Source organism: Kineobactrum sediminis, assembly GCF_002868715.1.
Lineage (GTDB): Bacteria > Pseudomonadota > Gammaproteobacteria > Pseudomonadales > Halieaceae > Kineobactrum > Kineobactrum sediminis.
Window position 1 is genome coordinate 1 of the sequence record NZ_PKLZ01000009.1, and the last position, 21,156, is coordinate 21,156.

Sequence of the window (21,156 nt, forward strand, 5' to 3'; positions counted from 1 at the left end):
TTTGTAAACCCCGTAGTTCAATGAGCTGCGGGGTTTTTTTATGGGTGCGAGAATGGCGTTACACCGTAAGCGTGGCATGAATGATCGCATTCCGCCAACCAGGCTGACAGAGGGGAGACATCAAAAAACATAAATGAAGCCAATACCGATCTCCGCTTCATAATCATTCCGAGATATTGGGCTGTCCGAAACGTCACTCCCATAGGCTTCGTAAAGAGCTTCACCGAAGATCTGCCAGTTTTCGTTCAAGTAATTCCTATAGTTAACATTGACACCAATTGATCTATACCCGCTATCAACATCGGTTTCTGGAAGACCTGAAGCTATGGATTGCCGTGTGTTCACACCAAAGTCCCGGTTGGCGTACTTACCATCGTGGAAAGTGACAGCAGCGCCAATTTCCCAACCGGTGCCATTAGGTTCGCAGCCCAAACACGTTCCTGCGCCGAAAATCCCCAGCGTACCGATTTCTCCTGTTAATACACGGCCATCCAGAAAGTAACGCCAATCGTCTACAAGGGCATGACGCACTTCCAACAGCAATGTTACCCCAGAATTCGATTCGCCTAACCCATCCAGTCTGCCATCTTCTGAATCACTCTCTTCACGGCCTTCCTCGTAGCCTACAGAGGTTTGAAACAACCAGGCATCCCTGGCCAATGTTCGCCACCCGATTGCTTCACCTGCCCAGAAAAAAAGGTGTTCACCGTTTCGCCACTGAACACCCCCAGCCGGATCGACCTCAAGTTCGAATTCGTCCGAACCCTCATAAGCAGTCTCATATTCAACACTCAGCCCAAGCCCAACACCCCAACCATCGCCATTTGTAAAATCGTCGATAGAGGGAAGCGGAACGAGAGCGGTTCTCGTCTCCGCCGCAGTTGACGATCCAAAACATGAAAGAGCGCCAAGGAATGTGGCGACTTGAAGTACTATCTTTTTCATGGTTTTCCCCCTATCAAGGTAGGTGGTAACACGACTTACTCATCACTATAGATGATAATTTTATAAGCGCCGGGCCATCACACCTTGTCAGGCATACGGCACAGCGCCATCGCCCAGATAGCGCGTCAGCGCATTCCAGCGTTTGAGACTGTAATTTAACGCTAACAAGTGGGCACTATCCCGACGGCGGCAGCGCCAGGCTCAAGATGGGATTTCCGGATCCTACGTTACACCGGCGCTCGTCCGATGCCGGCTGGTCAGCCCTGGTTTCGCAGGCGCTTTACCATGAAGTCTACCGCTGCGCGGATTTCAGCATCGGTGCAGTTGTCGCACAGTCCCTTGGGCGGCATGTCGCCAATCCCGTCAATCGTGTTTTTATATAGCGCTTCGCTGCCCTGGGCGAGTCGGTTTTCCCAGGCGGCCGGATCGTTAATCTGGGGGACCAGATCCTTCTGTCCGCTGCTGTGGCAGGAACTGCAAAGCTGACGGTACACCGTGACACCCTGGCGCTCTTTTGGGGCATCAAGATCCTCCTGCTCCGGCGCGCGATGCAGGCGCAGCAATCGACCACCGTTTTGAACGAGTATATACAGTGAACCGTCAGGGCCGGTCTTCAGGTCGCGGATGCGACCTTTAGCTTCTTGTAAAATGGCGCGCTCGGAGCGAATCTGTCCTTCAACCAGAGCCAGTTTGCTCACATGGGCTCCCCGCAGTGCGCCAACCAGCAGATGGCCCTCCCACTCCGGGAACATGTTGCCGCGATAAATGGTCAGTGGCGATGCCGCGATAGAGGGCAGGTAGTAATATAGTGGTTGCTCCATGCCCTCGTGAGCGGTACCAAGACCAATTTTTTCCGTAGTGTAATTGGCGCCATAGGTTATCACTGGCCAGCCATAATTCTTTCCGGCTTCAATGATATTAACTTCGTCTCCGCCCATGGGACCATGCTCGGACTGGAACATCAGATTGGTAATCGCATCAAAAACCAGTCCCTGTGTGTTGCGTACACCCAACGCGTAGATCCGGTCATCGACGGCCGGGTCGTCGACAAAGGGGTTGTCGGCTGGAATCTCCCCGTCTGCCGTCAGCCGCAGAATCTTGCCATGCAGGCTGTCGGTCTCCTGGGCCCTGAAATTGATACTACGATCGCCAATGGCCACATAGAGGTAACCGGCGGCATCAAACTCGAGTGCTCCGCCAAGATTCGACCCGGATTTGGTGTACGGCTCGGCTACCAGGAGTAACTTGACCTCACGCAGCGTGTCGCCTTCGAGACGGCCGCGTGTGAGTCCAGTGGCGTAACGATCATCATGATCAGGGCTTGACACTGCATGGCTGAAGTAAACCAGGCCATTTTCGCTGAAGTCAGGGTGCAGGGCGAGGTCCATCAAGCCAAGCTGCCCTTTACCATGGGTGATGTCGGGTAACCCGGTTATGCGATGCCTGGTGCCCTTTTCAACGTTAACGCGCTGTAAGCTACCGGAAAACTCAGTGATCAGTAGCTCTGTTTCAGATATGAATTCCATGGCCCAGGGATAGTCTAGTCCCTTGGTTACGACCTCCAATACGGCGTCGCGGATGTTCACGGCTGCAAGTGAAGGCAGTTCGCCATAGTAGGGCTCCGGTTGTCCGGGAGCGCGGGATTCTTTCTTTTTGCCGGGGCTGCGGTCCGGTGTTTCAATCAGCTCAGGGAGGCTTTCCCTGGTCGCGCTCCCATCGCTGGCAGGTTGCAGTGTGGCGACCAGGGTTGCGCCTATGGCGATGCCGGCAAATACGCCGATAAGTAGCTTTAAACGACTGGACGGCTGTGCCATGGAAACCCGGTTCCCGTGATTAGAAGGAGCATCAGACATAACGCTAACAGACACACCTCCAAGAGGGAAGTATTGAGCCCTTTGGGGAGCGATCGCATAATTGAACTTCGGTAAAGCTTTAATTTTTTCAGGACCGGATTACTCGTCAGGCACCCGGTAAACTGTCTACACTCGACGCCTACAAGCCACTGGAGGCATTCCCTGATGCGCAATTCCCTCGTTCACCTCGCCAGCCCACTGAAGCTGGGCACTCTCCAGCTCAAGAATCGTATGGTGGTATCGGCCATGGGAGCGAACCTTGCGGAAGAGGACGGCACCTGTGGTGATGATATTGTCAATTTCCACGAACGGCAGGCCCGTGGTGGCGTTGGCATGATTGTGTTGGGTTCGACGGGCGTGTCATGGCCAGCCGGCGGCAACCAGCCGCGACAGCTGGCGATTTCCCAGGATCGGATGGTTCCGGGCCTCAAACGGCTGGCGGACGCGGTGCATCAGCACGGGGGCAAGGTCGCCGTACAATTGCATCACGGCGGCCTCGTGGCGGCCCAGGACCGGGCTGAAGGTCGGCCCATACTGGTGCCGTCCTACCCGGTGGTCACCCAGGGCAATATGATGGACGGGTTTCTGGAGTCCGAGATCAGGGAGATGTTCAACCCCGATGCTCCCGCGCCACAATTACACGTAATGACCACAGCCGATATCGAGGCCCTGGTAGCCGACTTTGCAGCGGCTGCCAGGCGCGCTGTTACCGCGGGGCTCGACGCCATTGAAATTCACGGTGGTCATGGATACATCATCTCTGAGTTCCTGTCACCTTTAACCAACAAGCGCACCGACGAGTATGGTGGAACACTGGAAAATCGAAGCAGGTTATTGCTCGAGGTATATCGGGCGGTTCGCGCTGCAGTAGGCCCCGATTATCCAGTATGGTGCAAGCTCGATTCCGGCGAATTCGGCCATGCCGAGGGGATTTCACTGGAAGACGCCATCACTACGGCGCGGATGCTGGAAACAGCCGGTGCCGATGCGATTGCAGTCAGCGCCTACCACGACAGCTCCCACGGCTCCAATCATTCGGAATCCAATATTCCCCACGTGCCGGAACGAATGGTGCCCAACGCTATCGCGATCCGCGCGGCACTCTCCATACCCGTGATTGCCTCGGGCCGGATCGAGCCCGAAGCTGCCGACAAGCATGTCGCGGCGGGCCACTTTGATTTGTTTGCAATGGGCCGGAAGATGCTGGCGGACCCGGATTTACCGAATAAGGTGATTGCCGGAGATCTGGCTTCGATTCGTCCCTGCGTTTACTGCTATTGCTGTGTAAGCCAGATTTACGTGCAGAAGCCCATCAAGTGCGCCGTTAATCCGGAGACTGCGTTTGAAGCGCAGAGAGCATTGATTGCGACCAGCAACCCGCGCAGGTTTGCGGTGGTCGGGGGTGGGCCAGCCGGCATGGAGGCAGCGCGCAGGCTCGCTGAAAATGGTCACCACGTTATCCTTCTGGAAGCCTCTAATCGCCTTGGTGGCACGCTGCAATTCGCCAGTATCGCCTATGAACCCAACGAGAGACTGTTGCGTTGGCTGCGACTGCAGTTATCACAATCCCGGGTTGATGTGCGACTGAAAACCCGCGCAACACCAAAGCTGCTACGAGAACTGCAGGTTGACCAGGTGATTGTTGCTACCGGTGCGCAACGCACGATGCCGGATATCCCGGGTAGCGACCAGGACTTTGTGTTCAGTGGTGATGAGATGCGTGGCCTGGTGGTCGGTGAGGACATGCCGTCCCTGGCACCTAAAACCAATGGTTTTACCCGGTTCATGACGAGCCTCGGTGCCATGAGCGGGGTGAACAAGTACCCCTGGATATTACGCAGAGCTTCCGCCGTATGGTTGCCTCTGGGACAGCGTATCACGGTGATAGGGGGCGAGCTTGTCGGGCTCGAACTGGCGGAGTTCCTGGCGCACCGGGGACGTGAGGTAACGGTCATTGATGAAGCGAGCAGGCCCGGCGCCGGTCTTTACCTGGTGCGGCGCTTGCGACTACTGGATGAACTGCGTGAACTCAACGTGACCCTGATCAGTAAAGCCCGGGATATCGCTATTGGTGAACATAAAGTCAGTTATGTGAATTTTCGTGGCCAGACTCGAACGCTGGCCACCGATCACGTTATCGTGGCCAAGGGTGCAAGCGGTGACACGACCCTCGCCGAGGCTTTAATCGCCGAGGGTTTGTCAGTGCATACTATCGGTGATTGCACCGGGGTTGGCTACATTGAGGGCGCAATGGAGTCCGCGGCGGAGCTGGTGGCACAACTGGGGTAGCGTTTAGCGATGCTGATGCTGTTTCCTAGCGCTGTGCCTTGAAGCCCTCGCGGTTGGCGTCCCAGGTAGCGTCGGTTATCCCTTTTTCCCGCAGCTTGAATTTCTGTACCTTGTTGGTGGGTGTGTAGGGCAGGCGGTCAACGATTTCGATATAGCGCGGCACGAAGAAATAAGGCGCGTTGTCGTTGATGAATTGCGCCATGTCCCTGTGATTCACCTTCTCGCCCGACTTCAGGATGATATCGAGCTTCAGCTCGGACTCCGATGCCAGTACTTCGCTGGGAATTCCAAAAGCGGCGCAGTCGGCGACGGCCGGGTGCCGTCTGGCAACCATTTCCACCTCAAAAGTGGAGATGTTGCGTCCCTTAAGCCTCACTGCATCCTTTTTGCGATCCGAGAAAAAGTAATAGCCGTCACTGTTGCGCTTGAGCATATCACCGGTCTTGTACCATTCGCCTTCATAGGCGGCTGCAGTCGCTTGGGGGTCATCAAAGTAGCCGTTGAAAATAACGAAGGGCCTGGTCTGCCTGACCCATAGTTCGCCCGGTTCGCCATCGGCAACATCGCGGCCCTCATCATCTACCAGCCGGGCCTCCAGTGCAGGCGAGGGCTTGCCGCAGCTTCCCGCAGGCAGGCTTGAGTCACCGGGTAACGTGATAACCAGTTGCATCGCTTCGCTCTGCCCCAGTCCCTGGGGCATCAGTTCAACGTTGAAACGGTCACTGAAAGGGCCAGCGACGTCCGCCGGCATGGGCACCGCCATCAGCTTGCGCAGGCTGTGCTGTGCATCGTCTTCCCGGGCCGGGGCGTTCCACAGGAACATGTGCATGGCTCCCAAAGTGAAACTCTGGGTGGCGCCGTAATAATCCACCCTTTCCCAGAAAGTCTTCACTGAAAATGCACGGTCCATGGCCAGGGGGATACCAATAATAAGAGAGCGCAGGATAGAGGTAACCCACGCCGCCGAATTGTACATGGGCAGCACCGAGTAAATGATATCGCCCTCGGTGGTGGCGTAGAGCGCATCACCGGAAGCGACCGCGTTAAACCATACGTGATGGCTCTGCATTACACCCTTGGAGCGCCCGGTGGTGCCCGAGGTCCACAACACGGCGCAGGTATCGCCGTAGCTTTGTCCTGTCATGTCAGGCTCGGGTGAACCCGGTTGATAGAGGCTGTCAAAAGACGCTGCATCCGCAAGTGACTCATTGGGCCCGAGCACGACATAGTGCGGTGCCTGGAGATCCGCACGCACCTCGGCCAGCCGCGGGGCATGTTCGCTGTCGGTAACCACAATGTGCGGGCGGCTGCGGTTAATGGTCTCACTTAGCCATGTGCCCTTATAGTCAGAATTAATCGGCGTCCAGATGCCGCCGAGTTTGTTGGTGGCGAGTGCCAGAAAAATGACTTCAGGCGCACTGCCCATATAGAAGGCAACACGACCCCCGGTACCAAGACCGAGCGCGGCGAGGCCTGCAGCGAGGTCATTGATCTTCTGGTTGGCCTGGGCAAAACTGTAATGGCAACTGCCATCCATGATAAAAGTGGCGTCGGGCTGCTGCGCTGCCTGCATGGCGATGGCGCGGCCCAGATGCTGGTCTTCGATGTTGTCAAAGTGCAATACATTCATTACCGGACTCCGCAAACAGGTGGGACTGACGAAATTAACATGACCTAAAGAGTGATACCCGACTGGTCGTGCCGGGCTAGATGCCGGCCCATGGCAGCAAGTTGCTGCGAAGCGCCACCCAGGTCAAATTCAAGCTGCTTGGCCCACAGGAAGTAGCGGTGCAGAGGATATTCCACATCGGCACCGATACCCCCGTGCAGATGTTGGGCGGTGTGACTGACCCGATGTGATGTCTCATTGGCCCACCAGCGAGCGGCACCTGCCTGCAGACTCGCATCGGCGCCACTATCGAGTCGCCACATGGCGCCATCAATCACGCTACGCAGGGCCTCGATATCGATATAGGCATCAGCGGCGCGATGGGCTACCGCTTGGAAAGCGGCGATTGGTTTGCCAAACTGGGTGCGTTCAGTGGTGTAGAGAGCGGTGCGCCGCAGCGCTTCCTCGGCAACGCCCAATTGCACCATGGCGGTGGCCACCTGTTGCCTTTGCTGGAGCGCGGCTATGGCGTCGGCATCGCCGAGTAGGGTGCAGGGTGCCTTGTTAAGTGTCACCATGAAACTGGAGCGCCCGTTGCTGACGCGCTGGGGTGTGAGCAATACCGCATCGCAGTCTGGCGACACCGCCAGCAGGGTGCTGTTCGCTTGTACCACAATATATTGCGCGCCCTCTGCATAGGGCACCATCATCAGTTCTCCGCTCACCAGACTGTTATCCAGCGTCAATCCTGCGGCCAGGGACAGGCTCAGGTGGCCTTCGCCGGCAGCCACCTTTGCCAGGGTATCAACAACACCGGCTTCCTCGATTGCCTGTGCTGCCAGCAGTGTTTCCAGTAACGGTACCTGTGCCAGTACAGTGCCCATATGCTTGAGCACCAGGCACTGGGCTATGAAACCCATTCCCGAGCCACCATTGGCCTCGGATAGTCCCACCCCGACCAGTCCGGCACTGGCCAGGGTCTGCCACAGTGCATCGTCAAAGTATTCGTGCTGTTGCGCCTGCGCGGTATCAGTGACCTGGTCGAGAAAGATCTTTTGTGCCAGTTCGGCAATAGCGCTTTGGTCTTCAGACAGAGAGAAATCCATTGTTAGTCCTCCAGTGACTCTGGCAGCAGCGGCGCCAGGGTGTTTACGAAAGTGTGCTCACGCCTTCGCTCAGCGCTGCAATGAAAGAATTTTACCGGCATGACGCAATTGGCTGCGAGGCGGGTTGCGGGCAAACAGGCCACGATAGAATAATGCGGCAAGCCATTCGGCCAGTTCCGGTTCCGCCAGCTGCAGGCCGACAAGTCGGGGGTTACCCTCAATATAATATTCACGCAAAACGTCCTGGCCAATACCGCCCAGCGCGCGGACCATCATCCGGGCCTCGCTGGCGTTCAGCGCACTGTCCGGGAAAATGAAGGGAAACACGTCCGCCAGCAACTGCAGGCGCTGGTTGTACGATTCCTGCCAGCGGCTCCTGAAGCCGGCGTCATCGGCACAGAACTGGTTAATGCAGCGCATGATGCCGGGGTGCTCGGCATGGCTGTGTACTGAGATTTCGTAGTGTGAACGCAGGCGGTTGAACCAGTCGCCCTTGCTAACATCCCGCTCGATGGTCTCGGTCGCTTCGAATACGGCGATATACTCCTCAAGAATTTCTTCCACCAGGGTTTTGAGGTCACTGTAATAATGGTGGAATAATCCCGCGGCAACCCCTGCCTCACTGGTGACATCCTTGATCCGCATCTGGTGGTAACCAACCCGATCCAGCACTGCGATGGCTGCGGTTTTCAGCCGTTCGCGTGCAATCTCGCCCTTGGGGCGACGAGCAGGTGCTTTGGTGTTGGCTGCAGACATGGGCTCCTCCGACTGATGGTATCAATTATTATTGAATTTGGATTCAAGATCAATAATAATTGCCTCCACCAGAGGTGAACCCCGGAGACCGCCCACGTGTATATCGAGCATACGGAAGAGCAGCAGGCCTTGCGCCACGAATTGCGCAGCTACTTCAACTCATTGATGACCCCGGAACTTGTAGCGGCCACCCGCGGCAATGAGGGCGGTGACGCTTACAAGTCCATTATTCGCCAGATCGGCAAGGACGGCTGGCTGGCCCTGGGCTGGCCCAAAGAGTTTGGTGGCCAGGGCCGCGGCCCCATGGACCAGATGATCTTCTTTGAGGAGGCACAGCTGGCGCAGGCGCCGTTGCCTTTTGTAACAATCAGCACAGTCGCTCCCGCGATCATGGCGCACGGCTCGGAAGCCCACAAGGCATTCTTTCTGCCCAGGATCGCGGCGGGAGAGCTGCATTTCGCTATTGGTTATTCGGAATCCAATGCCGGCTCCGATCTTGCGGCGCTGAAAACCACGGCGGTCCGTGAGGGCGATAACTGGGTAATTAATGGCACCAAGGTATATACCTCAAGTGCCGAAGCGGCGGACTATATCTGGCTGGCTGCGCGTACTGATCCCGATGCCGTCAGGCCACACGCAGGTATCAGCATCCTGATGGTCAATGCCGACCAGCCGGGGTTCAGTTTTACCCCTATCCACACGGTTGGGGGCGTGCGCACCAATGTCAGTTATTACAATGATGTTATTTGTCCCCAGGACATGGTTTGCGGTGAGGTCAATGGCGGTTGGAAACTTATCACTTCGCAGCTCAATCACGAGCGGGTCGGCCTGGCGGCGATCGGCGTTTACGCCTACGGCCTCTATCAGCAGGTGCTTGGATGGGCACGGGAGCCTGCGGCAGATGGGCGCCGTGCCATAGACGACCCTACCGTCCAACGGTGTCTGGCTGAGTCCTATGCCCGGCTGGAGGCCATGCGATTGATGACCTGGCGGATGGCCTGGAGCATGGAGCACGGCGAACCTGAAGTGGCCTATGCCTCCGCCATGAAGGCATTCAGTACCGAGGGCCTTATAGAGATCTACAGGCTGCTGATGGATGCGGTCGGGCCCACCAGTACACTGCATCGGGATAGCGTGGGCACTCAGCTACAGGGTGAACTCGAAGCGGAATACCGAAAATGCCAGATCAATACCTTTGGCGGGGGGGTCGTTGAGTTAATGCGCGACCTGGTTGCAGGATTCGGCCTCAACATGCGGGCCTACAAGCGATAGCGAGCAGGCAAGTTGGGAAAGATCCACCCCCGCGGACCTTTTATAACGGATAGGTAGCTATACAATCGGTTTCACGCTAAATTACCGGTAGTTAGGTAAAATTATAAACAGCGGTTAAATATATGGAGCTATCGGCCAAGCCTGAAGGACGACGTGCGCGCAAGAAGCGCGAAACCCGCGAGCGTATTTTGCAGGTGGCACAACACCATTTTATTCGTGACGGCTATGACGCAGTGACTGTTGAGATGCTTGCCGACGCATCCGATATTTCCAAGCCCACGCTGTTCAATTATTTCCCGAGCAAGATGGCGATTCTGCAGGCTCTGGTACCCGGCGTCGATGAACGCTTCGCCGGGGTACTCCAGCGTCATCGGGCGGAGGGTGGTACCGCAGCGCAACAACTCACCCGGTTTTTTGCCTATGCCAGTCACGTTACCCAGGAAACGCCAATGTTAACCAAGGCGCTGCTGGTACTGGCTTTGCGTGCCTATGAAGATCCCTTTTTCAGTGTCGACCAGCATCGCTGGCCACTCCTGCACGAGGGTTTTAGCGCTATGCTCATGGATGGTATAGACAGGGGTGAAGTGCGTACGGATATCCCTGTTACGCGGCTGACACACTATATCACCGGCACCTACGTCTATGGTCTGCTGAGTTGGCTGGCAGATCCCAAATACAGTGTTGAGGCCGAACTTGCCGCCGCATCCGCCTTTCTCGGGTCCGCGATTTCGGTAAACGCCGGCGACACCTGAGCAGTCAATCATCTCCCCGACCCCCAATGCCTGCCTACAGTATTTATAGTAATACCGCGCGGTAATTTTTTGCTTTTCCGCTACTGGCCTGGCGATCTGGCCAAGTGTAGAGTGTCCGCCTGTTAAAAACTTTACCTAAGGTTAAGTTTTGGCTACGGTTTCATAAACGACACACACATAAAAAGTTGCGCAGGGCAGATCCCTGGGCAGCGCCAATTACAGATGAGAGGCCCCATGTTGAAATTCCCGAGGTTCAGGCCGCGCCCCCTGGCGCTGGCGTTATCGCCGCTTATCATGTCTCTGGGCATGGCGGCGCAGGCACAGGCTGTTGCACTTGAAGAGGTTATTGTCACAGCACAGAAGCGTGCCGAGGGCTCGCAGGACACTCCACTGTCCATCACTGCATTGTCCGAAAAGGTACTTGAACAGCGCGGCATCAACAGCACCAGCAGCATGATCGGTGAAGTGCTGGGTGTGGGCGGTTTTGAAGCCCCCGGTTCCCGTGGTGCAACCAGCCTCTCCATTCGCGGTTTTGGCGGTGGTAGTGGTGCCAACCTTTCTACAGACCCCGCCGTCGGCATCTACATGGACGGTGTTTATATCGGCAAGATGAATGGCTCCGGTATGGACGTTGCCGAACTTGAGCGCATAGAAGTACTGCGCGGGCCCCAGGGTACACTTTACGGTCGCAACTCGACCGCCGGTGCCATCAACTTCATTTCCAAGCAGCCTACCGGTGAATTCGGCTTTCGCGCCAAGGGAACCCTGGGTAACTATGACGAGCGTGGCCTGCGTCTCAATACCGACCTTCCCGCCGTGGGCGAAGTCGGGGAAGGGCTGGGTCGCCTGTCGGCCAGCCTGGGCTACCAGACTCGCGAGCGCGATCCGTTTTATGACAACACCAGTGGCGGTGAAGGCTTTGACAGCATTGATCGCCAGGCCTGGCGCCTGGCGCTGAAGTGGGAGCTGACCGACAGTCTCACCGCGGACTACGCTTATGATGGCAGCCGTCTGGATGAAACCAGTGCCATGCAGCAGGTCGTCGGCTTCACTCCGGTAACCCTTGACGGCAGTAGCCGCATTGAGACACTCGCGCAGTTGCGGAGTTTTATGCCACTGCTGGTATATCCGGGGTCCGATCCGCGTATCTCCGAGCGCCTGATTCCCTCAATGGACCAGACGCTGGCGGTATACAATGAGATAGAAGCACAAGGCCCCGGCCGTGCCGATAGTGGTGCCGCTGAAAATACCCCGATTGCCGACAACGAAGTCAGCGGCCATGCCCTGACGTTCACCTGGGACGCCGGTGACATGGGCGCCTTCGGGGATGTTACCTTCAAGTCGATTACCGCCTATCGGGAAATGGATACCTACGTTTTCGGCGATCTGGACAATATTGACAGCAGCCTGGATGCCAACGGCGTCGGCGCCATGAATGATCTCATTTTACTGCAATTGGGGTCCGCCTATTTCGGCTCTGGTGGCCAGCCAAGCCCCACTGTTGATTTTTTCTGGAACGGTGTGGATACCATTGGCGCTTACCATAGCAAGCAGGATACCCGCTCCGAATACGAACAGTTTTCCCAGGAATTCAATATAATCGGGGCAACCGATCGCCTGGACTATGTGCTCGGTCTTTACTATTTTGACGACGAAGCCATCTATGATCGTCAGGCCGTATTCCTGGCACCATTGGGTGGTACCGGTACGCAACAGTATGACTATACGACAGAGTCGCTGGCCGTATTCGGCCAGGCAACCTGGGTACCTCCCGTGTTGGAAGAGCGGCTTTCGGTAACCGCCGGCCTGCGTTATACAGAGGAAGACAAGGCAATCTCCTATGACTACCTGAACAGGCCCTTTGGTGCCCCCAGTGCCGGAATACCGGCGCAGGCAGATCTCCAGGAGAATTTCTACAATCTTAGCGGTAGCTTCACCGCGGCATACCAGGTGACCGACGGGATGAATGCATTCCTGCGCTACGCCACGGGCTATCGCAGCGGTGGGTTCAATGGTGAAGTGTTTGCCAACCCCTTTGAAGAAGAGACCATGGAGCAGTGGGAACTGGGTATCAAAAGCGACTGGTGGGACAACCGCCTGCGCGTAAATGGTTCGCTCTATACCTTCGTTTATGAAGACCTGCAGACCAGCCAGATCAAAACTGACAGTGGTACCGCAACCAGCGTTATTGCCAACGCCGGTGAAGCTGATCGCTGGGGTGGTGAACTCGAAATTCTGGTGGCACCGATTGAAGACCTGGTTTTGGGCCTGAATTACGCCTATGTGACAGGTGATTTCGAGAAATTCCCCGAGCTGTGTGGCACCAACGTACCACAGACCTGTCTGTCGACTGTCGAGTCCGCCAAGCGTGGTTCGTCACCGGGTAATCAACTGACTGCGTCCGCCGATTACGTGTTCGCGCGCACATCGTTTGGTGATATCCGGGGTTATGTGCAGGCCAATTGGCAGGAAGAGTGGTATGAGTCTGCATTATGGACAGGGTCTTATAATGGCGAGCCCTATATCTATGATCACCTGGTCATGGATGAGCGGACCCTGGTTAATGCCCGCCTGAGCCTGGAAAACGTAAAGGCAGGCGACGGCACCGTAACGGTATCCTTGTGGGGGAAAAATCTCACTGATAACGACTACCCCACCTTCGGTATCAACTTTGGCGCGCTGGGTATAATTACCGAGCAATATGGCGCTCCGCGCACTTACGGCCTGGATATCAGTTACGAGTATTGATCAGCGCTGCAGGGCACACATAAAAAAGGCACCCGGGGTAACCCGGGTGCCTTTTTTAATGCTCGGCATTCGCCGTTTGCCTAGCCAACAAATTTCTTGCTGGGGGCGGCAACACCTTCGGACTGGGTACCCTTCAGGTAAGCCAGCATGGTATCGGCATCGGAGACTTCGAATGGGTCGGTCGGGCAGACGTCACCGAAGTCGGGCTCGACAAACATTTTCTCGATCTTGCCATCGTTTACCAGCATGGAATAACGCCAGGAGCGCATGCCAAAGCCCAGGTTGGACTTGTCTACCAGCATGCCCATTTTACGGGTGAATTCGCCATTGCCATCAGGCAGCATTTTGACGTGTTCAGCACCGACCTGCTTGCTCCACTGGAACATCACAAACGCGTCATTGACCGAGAGGCAGTAAATGTCATCAACGCCCGCTGCCTTGAATTCCTCATAGAGTGCTTCGTAGCGTGGCAGGTGATTGGATGAACAGGTGGGTGTAAATGCACCCGGCAGAGAAAATACGACAACTTTCTTGTTGGCGAAGATATCGTCAGTGCTGGTGTCTTCCCAGCGGAACGGGTTATCTCCACCTACGGATTCGTCGCGTACGCGGGTTTTGAATACGGTATATGGGACACGGCCTTCAGCAATCATGGTAGCTCCTTGTTGAGTCAACTGAATAAGTTCAGGCTGCTCTGCGGTGCAGCAGCCTTTGACGGTCTATCATCTTAACGCGAATGAGCGCCGTCCGATAATCGATAAATACGATTCATAACCTCTATTAGATTGAATATTGACCCGGGTCCAGCCTGTTTCAGGGTCAAAACTGCCGGACCTAGGGCAATTCACGCACCCTGTGCACCACGGAGACATCCTGGGAACGGCCCTCACCATGGCAGACGGCGCACTGCTCCACTACATCGCCATTATCCACCGCTTGCTGTGTGGTGGCAAAATTGCCGCCATTGCTGCTCATGTGAGCCCGGGCCACGGCATCGTCATGACAGCCGCTGCAGGCACTGCTCATGGCAGTGACCACGGTATCATCGCGCGGATCGCGATGATCGTCCCCGGTGTCGATCGTGGTAGCCAGCACCCCTGCTGCAAGCGGGAGGCTGAAACCGTCGTCCGTATGGCAGGCCAGGCAATTATCAAGACGACCCGGGTAATGCACGGTTTGCTCATCGTAGACATAGGTTGTAAAGCCGCGGAAACCAACCAGCTGCAGGGGCTGTTCACGAATCGAGGCAGCGTGAATGCCGTGGACGATGTGTTTGAAGTCCAGGGTTTCTTCCTGCTTGCCGTCGGTCGGGGGAGTGCGCGCGATACTGCGGGTCTCGCGATCGGTATTTCGCGGATTATGGCAGCTGACACAGTTGTCGATATTGTCGGCCCGATTGTTGCCATGAAGCACCAGCGAGCCGTGGCAGGCCAGGCACTTGTTGATCTCAACAGCCTGGCGCCGGGGTACCGGCAGGCCATCGGGCTCATCAATCGAGAAGAAAGCGTGTGCGTCACCCACCGGTATGCTGGCAGGAGAGCCGCCGTCATCAATAGCCACCGCCGGGTGGCCTTCGATAACGGCGACACCGCTACCGGATGCGGGAATACCGGGCCCCACACTGGCATCCGGAATCGGCAGCGGCATCGTGACGCTGTAGCTGCCATCACCCCGGGGGAGGGCTGAAGTCAGGGCATTGGCCGCTATCGAACTGGCGTTATCCGCATTGTTGCCGGTGTTGTGGTAGTCTCTTGTGTCCCACGCCACGCGCACGTTCAGGCTGCTGTTGCTCTGTTGCCAGACCGGGTCATTGGCGAGGTCATAGTCTTCCCCGGTTAACGGATTGCTGACCCTGAAGCTCACCGTGGCCTGTTCGCCGGGCGAACTGTTCTCAACGCTGATCACTTCAGCCTTGAAGGCCTCCCTGGCCTCTTCAAAGGCGATGCGGTGGCTGTCCTGGATACTGCCGGCGCGCCCATCCTCGGCATGGCAGCTGGCGCAGCGTGAATTGTCTTCCTGGCCACCCGCATGGCGGCTGAAATCGAGATCGTCGTGACAGCTGCCGCACGCCGCGATAGACGGGTACTGCGCCCAGTTGTCGCCCTGCGCGGTCAGCACCAGGTCGTCCCTGTCCGCTCCCGTCGCCGTGCCGGCGTGACAATTTACGCAGCGGCGGATGTCCTGGGGGTAATTGACATCCGAGTAGTCGTGTTTGCTATCCCGGAAACCATAGATGACGTATTCGCCACCGGCCTGCACACTGGGTAGATCGGCGCCCCGGTGGATCTTGTGGATCATCACCTTCATATCGACGGAATTGCCGCTGTTGGCATCGGTTGACCCGGGGTTGTGACAGGTCACACAGTAGTTGATCTCAACGCGCCCGCCGCCGTGCAATGCCAGCTGGTCGTGGCAGCGATTACAGTTGGGGGTGGCGGCAATATCACGCCGGAAGATGTTTTCGGTGGCGCCACTGGCGGGAACCCAGTCATAGTCAGGATTGGCGGGTTCCCGGCCATTGCTGAATTGTATTGCCACCCGGTGGGTGAGTTCCGGCTGGTAAGCCAGGTCAAGACCCTCGCTATTGGCCTGGGCCAGAATGTCCTGGGGGAGGTCCGTGATTGATGTTGCAAATTGGTAGCGGTAAGTGCCATCGCCGTTATTGGTGAAAACGCCATTACTTTCCGTTGTCGCCTGCAGCCTTGATTCTGTGCCCGGTCCCACACCCGGCTGTTCAATGCGGTTGATATAGGACTGCCAGTTGCCGGTGAGGTTACCCTCGGGTACTGGCGCGAGCCTGGCGATAATAAAGCGCACGTCAGCCGAGCTGAGATCGGTAATGGCGGTATTGGCGGCATCACTGAGCTGGAAGTCGACCAGCGGGCGACCGTCATCGGGAATATCGACCGCCGTAATAAAGGGGAAGAGCGCTTCGGCTTCAGCATAGGGCGTCGGGGAAGCTTGCGGCAAATCAGGTTCCGGCGGCGCCACTGGCCCACCGGGTGGCGTGGGGCCAGGTTCTACTCCGGTGGCGCGATCGCCGCCGCCACTGCCACCACAAGCCACCAGCAGCGCGAGCAGGCAGGCCATGATTGAAATACGTCCAAAGCTGGTCATCTCACTTCTCTCCCGGGGCTTTATTGCCAGCGATACAACACTGACAGGCCCACGTAATGAGCACTTTCATTCGGATTGTGCTGGCCAAAGGTCAGCACCTTGTCGATAGTATCGGCCTCAACTCCGCGCCAGGCCCAATCATTGCTCTGGTAGCGGTAGTAACGGTAGTTCAGTCTCAGGGATAATGCCTCCTGCCAGTGCCAGGTCCCGGTTGCGTCGAGCTGGTGCAGACGGGTATCCACTGTTGGCAGATTGGCGGGATTCAGGTCTGTCGCTGCGACCTGGCCAAAGTCCTGGGTGCTGTCGGTATCCACATAGCGATAGTCGAGCGCAAATTCCAGTTTTTCGTGGGGTTGCCACTGCAGTTGCCCACCCAGAACCAGGCTCTCGTCGCGGCTGGCGAGGCGCCAGTTGCGGCTCGGGTCACTGGCCTGTGGCAGCGGGCTGGTAACAGCAAAAGGGTTCTTCTCCTGACCACCCCGAAAAGCACGACCTCCCTGTTCGGCATCATAAATATCCACGCCACCGTGGACGCTGAAATACAGGCTTTTATGGGGTGCATAGCCGGCACTGATCTGCAGGCTCTCGAAGGTTGACTCGGTCAGCCCCAGCTCACTTTTATCAAAATCATCCTCGCGCAAAAGCAGGTTGAGATTGAAACTCCAGCCGGGTGCCGGCAGATAATTAAAATCGAGCCTGGCCTGCTGTTGTTCCCGGTTGGCCAGATAATGCTGGCTGAGCAGGGGATGGTTGATGAAACGCTGGCTATCCGGCGTGTCATTGATCAGTGCGGCATCCAGCAGGGCGAAGTAGGACTGGTCCCAGCGATAGGTGTCGGCCGCCCGGTCGGCCCAGGTTAGTTCCAGCGTGGTGCGAAAGGATTGCCAGGGCTGGATACGGTAGTTCAGCGTATAGCGATCCTCCTGGGTCTCCTCGGTGGCGGCGTTTTCACGGGTGACTTCCTGAAAGCGATAATCCAGGCCAAGCTTGCTGCGTAGTGGGAGGCGATAGTCGGCCGCCAGCTCAATGGCCTGGGTGCGCAGGTCATGGGTACTGTTGTAGACGGTGAGTTCGGGGCGGGATTGGCTGCCTCCATCGCCGGGGATATAGCGGTATCCATCCCGCGGGGCATCGTAATCGCGGTCGCGTAGCGTGTAGCCCAGTTCCAGCTTCAGTTTACGGGTAGCTTGCCAGTGCAGCTTTGCCCGCAGGTTGCCGGTTGTCACTTCGCCGTCAAAACGCTCTCGCGGCAGCCCTTGCTGCACCTCCAGTGCCGGATTGACAGAGTAGGGAAGAACCTCCTGGTCCTGTTCCGCCAGCGCCAGACGCGCGTCAAACTGCAGCTGTAGCGTTCGACTGAAGCGATAGCGACCATCGAGTCGTGCGCTGCTGTGGGTATTATCCGGCGCCAGGCCTACCGCGCCTGTCCCCGCCGGGTAGCTGACATCCGGCCCGTAGGAGTTAAAGGGATTCTGCCAGCTGAGTTGCCGGTCGCGGTTATCAAACTCCGACCAGCTGAGCTGCCCCTGAAGGTGCAGGCGGGTACCGCTGTAGGCCAGGGTCGTATCAATATCAACGGTGCGGTGATCTATGGGAGCCGGCAGCAGTACCGCATCGCCCGCTGCCGCATCCACATAGATCGCCGCGCCAACATCGCCTGTGCCCTCGCGGGTGCTATAGCGCAGCGACGATGTCAGCTGCCATTGCTCATCAAGCTGCGCCTCCAGGCCGAGGTGCCAGCTATTGCGCTCCAGTTCCCTGTCGAATTGTCGCAGGTTGTCCGCAAGCGCTGTCCATTCACCGGTGGTCTGGCCGGTTACCCACTGCGCCGGAAGGATCAGCTCGGTATCACTGCCCCGGAAGGGCGTCATGCCGCTGTCATTGCGCACCTGCAACTGGCTATCGAAGCCGATGGTAACGCTCAGGCGGCCGGGTAGTCCCCAGCGGATTTCCCCTTTCCGTGTATCCAGCCCGACATCGGATAAAGACACCTGCCAGTAACTTTCCGTACCGTTGAACTGTCGCCAGTCGAGATTGCCAAGTAGTGTTGCTCCCTGCTCTTGCAGGCCATTGTACTGGCCGGCCATGAAGGTATCTGTACTGGCGTAGGTCAGGCCCAGGTCCAGGGCGCCGCGATAATCAGTCTGCCAGCGAGTGGCGAGCGGCCTTGTTTCTGTCGCCAGCGGGGCAAAGGGATCTTCGGCCACGGCGCCCGTAGCAGTGCAGGCAAATGCCGCTAACAGCAGTTGGCGGTATCCCTGCCCAGCCGGTTTCATCGCGTTAACCTGGCCCCGGAGGGGTGGTTGGAGCCATGTACCTGGCTATGGCAGTTGAGGCAGTTTTTGCCCAGTATGTTCTGGTTGCGCCCGGCTCCTGCCAGGCCCTCACTGCCATAGGGGACACTTGGGTGAAAAGCGGCGACGTGGCACTGTTGGCACAGGGCCGGTGCCCGGGTTATCAGCAGGCGCTCGTGTACCGCACCGTGTGGTCTGTGGCACAGGCTGCAATCTTCTGCTGCCGGGGGGTGTTCCCAGAGGAAGGGCCCACGCTTTTCCTGGTGGCATTGCAGGCAATTGTCGGTCACCGTGGGCTGGCGCAGGTTGGCTTCGGCCAAGCTCCCATGGGGGTTGTGGCAGTCGCCGCAGCTGGTCTTGCCCTCGGCGATCGGGTGCCTTGAAGGCAGTAGCATTTCCGCCTGTACCCGGCTGTGGCAATCCAGGCACATGCGCTGTGATCCGGCCGGCGTAAGTGCGGGATCCTGGTGCTGATGGCTGTTGTGACAACTGTCACAGGCAAGGCCCTCCTGCTGGTGATCGCTGTTGCTCCAGTGCATGGTCGTGCCGCCGGTATGGCAAGCGGTACAGGCACCGTTGCGCTCCCCGGTGGGGGATAACCACAGTGGTCCGAAGCTGACTCCGGGCATATGGGTGGTCGGGTCCGCAGCGTGTTCGGCGCTGTCGCCGTGACAGCTGAGGCAACTCCCGTTGCCGCCGCCATTCAGGCCGCCGTGTACGGTCTGGAATACGGCATGCACCGGCGCGTCGGCACTGGCAGTATGGCAGCCCAGGCAGTCGGCGCCGTCGTCGGCGGCTGACGCTGGTATTACCAGAGCCGCCAGTAAAGCGAATGCGAGCGCGCGCAGGGTCACCAGTCAGCCTTGAAGTCAGTGTTGATCCCGTCGATGGCGAAGGTCATGGGCAGGGAAACCCAGTGTCCGGCCCCGGGGTTATCGACCCCGTGCAGTGCTATACCAACGGTCAGTTTCTGCCCGCGACCAAAATGTAATCCCTTGGGCCGGGTATCCAGTGGTCGCAGCAGCGTGACACTCCAGCGTCCATCGGCAAATTGGGCCTCTGCTGCGACCAGGCTGTCCTCATGCCAGTCGATCCCCGCCAGCAGCGTGCCGGTTTCGACGGTTGCCGTATCCTCCAGGTTCACCCGCCAGACTTCGGCGAATTTGCCGGTGGCTTTGAGTTCCGCCAATGCGGCTTCATCGCGGATGATGGCGGGCCGGCCGATCTGTCGATCCTGCAGGCGCGATACCAGCAGATACTTGTCAAGTTGCTGGCCACGATCCCGGGTCATGCCAGGCATATCATCATGACAGGCGGCGAAGCAGCCGGCCTGCCTAAACGCTTCGTTGCGATCGTCGCCCCACATGAGCGCGATGTCGCGGTCCTGTAAAGAACCGCGCCAGCTGAGTGTCACCAGCAGCTCCTGGCCGCTACGCTGGAAGCCTATTTCAACATCCCGGGTGGCCGGCTTGAGCTTGCCCGTGGCGAGCGAGGCGCCCATCTCCTCCTCGTCACCCCGGTGACATTGCTGGCAGCTGCGATCCTGGCGCAGAGACTGTGATCCCGCGTGCTCACTCAGCAGCCATTCGCTGTCTGACTGGCCCGGGTAAAACAGGGTAACCGAGCTGGACTGCTGCGCCTGGGGGATCAGGGGGGGAACCCCCGCTGCGGATACATGGGCAATACCCACATGACAGCTTACACAGGTCTTGTCATCCTGCACCATGACCTTGTGGTAGCTCGTGGCCCTGGCGGATACCTGTGGATCGGAAGCCATGGCAACCAGGTTGTGGCATGTGGCACAGCCCCTGGAGCGGTTGTCGACCATTATACTGTGGGGAGTTCGGCTGTTGTGAGGGTTATGGCAGCTGGTGCAGGGTGGGTTCGAATCGGCCAGTGAGGCAAGCCCGTGTATGCCGGATTCCTGCGCCTTGTGACAGCCGGTACACACCTCGGCCTGGCTGTCTGCGCTTAGTACTGTGTCAGCCGTGGTGTGTATGTCGTGACAGGTGGCGCAGGCCAGGCCCTGTTGCTTGTGGTGGGCATTGTCCCAGTGGCTTGCGGTGTTGTCGCCGTGGCAGGCCAGGCACTGGTCGTTCTGGCTCTCTACCGTGGCTGACCAGCGCGGGCCGAAGCTGATTGCGGGTGCCACCTGGGTGGGGGAGCGAGTGTGGTCGGCGCTGGGCCCATGACACTCTTCGCAACCCCGTTGCGCCACTGGGGTGTCCGGATTATCGGCGTTGCCGTGGGCGCTTTCCAGCAAAGTATGCACCGGTGAGTCATCGCCGAACTGATGGCAACTGCGACAGGTATCCATGCCGGCATAACCGGATTCAGACGCGTGTGCCTGTGATCCCGACAATATGATCAGGGCCAGTGCCAGCAGTGCACTACGGATTTGCATCGGGCTATTCC

At 57.8% G+C, this 21,156-nt stretch carries 14 protein-coding genes; 4 read left to right on the forward strand and 10 right to left on the reverse strand.

Features of this window, described 5'->3' with window-relative positions; all coding sequences use genetic code 11:
* Positions 1–120 precede the first annotated feature (120 nt).
* Positions 121–945: a MipA/OmpV family protein gene (locus tag CWI75_RS12310; RefSeq protein WP_101521821.1), complete on the reverse strand. Its 825-nt coding sequence runs from the start codon at positions 943–945 to the stop codon at positions 121–123.
* Between the two features lie 257 nt (positions 946–1,202).
* Positions 1,203–2,759: a PQQ-dependent sugar dehydrogenase gene (locus CWI75_RS12315; protein ID WP_162300067.1), complete on the reverse strand. Its 1,557-nt coding sequence runs from the start codon at positions 2,757–2,759 to the stop codon at positions 1,203–1,205.
* 204 nt (positions 2,760–2,963) lie between these two features.
* Here CWI75_RS12315 and CWI75_RS12320 point away from each other — a divergent pair, with 204 nt between their 5' ends.
* Positions 2,964–5,087 carry an oxidoreductase gene (locus CWI75_RS12320; protein ID WP_101521823.1) on the forward strand — a complete coding sequence of 708 codons (2,124 nt, stop codon included), beginning with the start codon at positions 2,964–2,966 and terminating at the stop codon, positions 5,085–5,087.
* A 25-nt stretch (positions 5,088–5,112) separates the two neighbouring features.
* Here CWI75_RS12320 and CWI75_RS12325 read toward each other — a convergent pair whose 3' ends face one another.
* From CWI75_RS12325 to CWI75_RS12335, 3 genes are all read right to left on the reverse strand, one after another.
* Positions 5,113–6,717, reverse strand: coding sequence for an AMP-binding protein (locus CWI75_RS12325; protein WP_101521824.1), 1,605 nt, complete (start codon positions 6,715–6,717; stop codon positions 5,113–5,115).
* Between the two features lie 44 nt (positions 6,718–6,761).
* The gene (locus CWI75_RS12330) at positions 6,762–7,802 is read right to left on the reverse strand and encodes an acyl-CoA dehydrogenase family protein (RefSeq protein ID WP_101521825.1); all 1,041 of its coding nucleotides are present in this window, start codon (positions 7,800–7,802) and stop codon (positions 6,762–6,764) included.
* Between the two features lie 69 nt (positions 7,803–7,871).
* Positions 7,872–8,558 carry a TetR/AcrR family transcriptional regulator gene (locus tag CWI75_RS12335; protein WP_101521826.1) on the reverse strand — a complete coding sequence of 229 codons (687 nt, stop codon included), beginning with the start codon at positions 8,556–8,558 and terminating at the stop codon, positions 7,872–7,874.
* Positions 8,559–8,654: 96 nt separating this feature from the next.
* Here CWI75_RS12335 and CWI75_RS12340 point away from each other — a divergent pair, with 96 nt between their 5' ends.
* The 3 genes from CWI75_RS12340 to CWI75_RS12350 all read left to right on the forward strand — a co-directional run bounded on the left by CWI75_RS12340 (position 8,655) and on the right by CWI75_RS12350 (position 13,330).
* A complete protein-coding gene (locus CWI75_RS12340) occupies positions 8,655–9,830 on the forward strand; it encodes an acyl-CoA dehydrogenase family protein (RefSeq protein WP_101521827.1) in 1,176 nt (391 codons plus the stop codon).
* 122 nt (positions 9,831–9,952) lie between these two features.
* On the forward strand, positions 9,953–10,582 hold the full coding sequence (locus CWI75_RS12345; RefSeq protein WP_101521828.1) for a TetR/AcrR family transcriptional regulator: 630 nt from the start codon (positions 9,953–9,955) through the stop codon (positions 10,580–10,582).
* Between the two features lie 234 nt (positions 10,583–10,816).
* Positions 10,817–13,330 carry a TonB-dependent receptor gene (locus tag CWI75_RS12350; RefSeq protein ID WP_162300068.1) on the forward strand — a complete coding sequence of 838 codons (2,514 nt, stop codon included), beginning with the start codon at positions 10,817–10,819 and terminating at the stop codon, positions 13,328–13,330.
* A gap of 80 nt (positions 13,331–13,410) precedes the next feature.
* On the opposite strand, the gene CWI75_RS12355 is transcribed toward CWI75_RS12350, so the two are convergent.
* From CWI75_RS12355 to CWI75_RS12375, 5 genes are all read right to left on the reverse strand, one after another.
* Positions 13,411–13,983, reverse strand: a complete 573-nt coding sequence (locus tag CWI75_RS12355) for a peroxiredoxin (RefSeq protein ID WP_101521830.1) — start codon at positions 13,981–13,983, stop codon at positions 13,411–13,413.
* Between the two features lie 181 nt (positions 13,984–14,164).
* Complete coding sequence (locus CWI75_RS12360) at positions 14,165–16,447, reverse strand: OmcA/MtrC family decaheme c-type cytochrome (protein WP_101521831.1); 2,283 nt, start codon at positions 16,445–16,447, stop codon at positions 14,165–14,167.
* Positions 16,448–16,467: 20 nt separating this feature from the next.
* The gene (locus CWI75_RS12365) at positions 16,468–18,723 is read right to left on the reverse strand and encodes an MtrB/PioB family decaheme-associated outer membrane protein (RefSeq protein WP_101521832.1); all 2,256 of its coding nucleotides are present in this window, start codon (positions 18,721–18,723) and stop codon (positions 16,468–16,470) included.
* Positions 18,720–19,595 (reverse strand): DmsE family decaheme c-type cytochrome, encoded by an 876-nt coding sequence (locus tag CWI75_RS12370; protein ID WP_162300069.1) that lies wholly within the window; start codon positions 19,593–19,595, stop codon positions 18,720–18,722. Before CWI75_RS12370 ends, CWI75_RS12365 begins: the two co-directional genes overlap by 4 nt.
* The gene (locus CWI75_RS12375; RefSeq protein WP_162300070.1) at positions 19,592–21,145 is read right to left on the reverse strand and encodes a cytochrome c3 family protein; all 1,554 of its coding nucleotides are present in this window, start codon (positions 21,143–21,145) and stop codon (positions 19,592–19,594) included. Before CWI75_RS12375 ends, CWI75_RS12370 begins: the two co-directional genes overlap by 4 nt.
* Positions 21,146–21,156 lie beyond the last annotated feature (11 nt).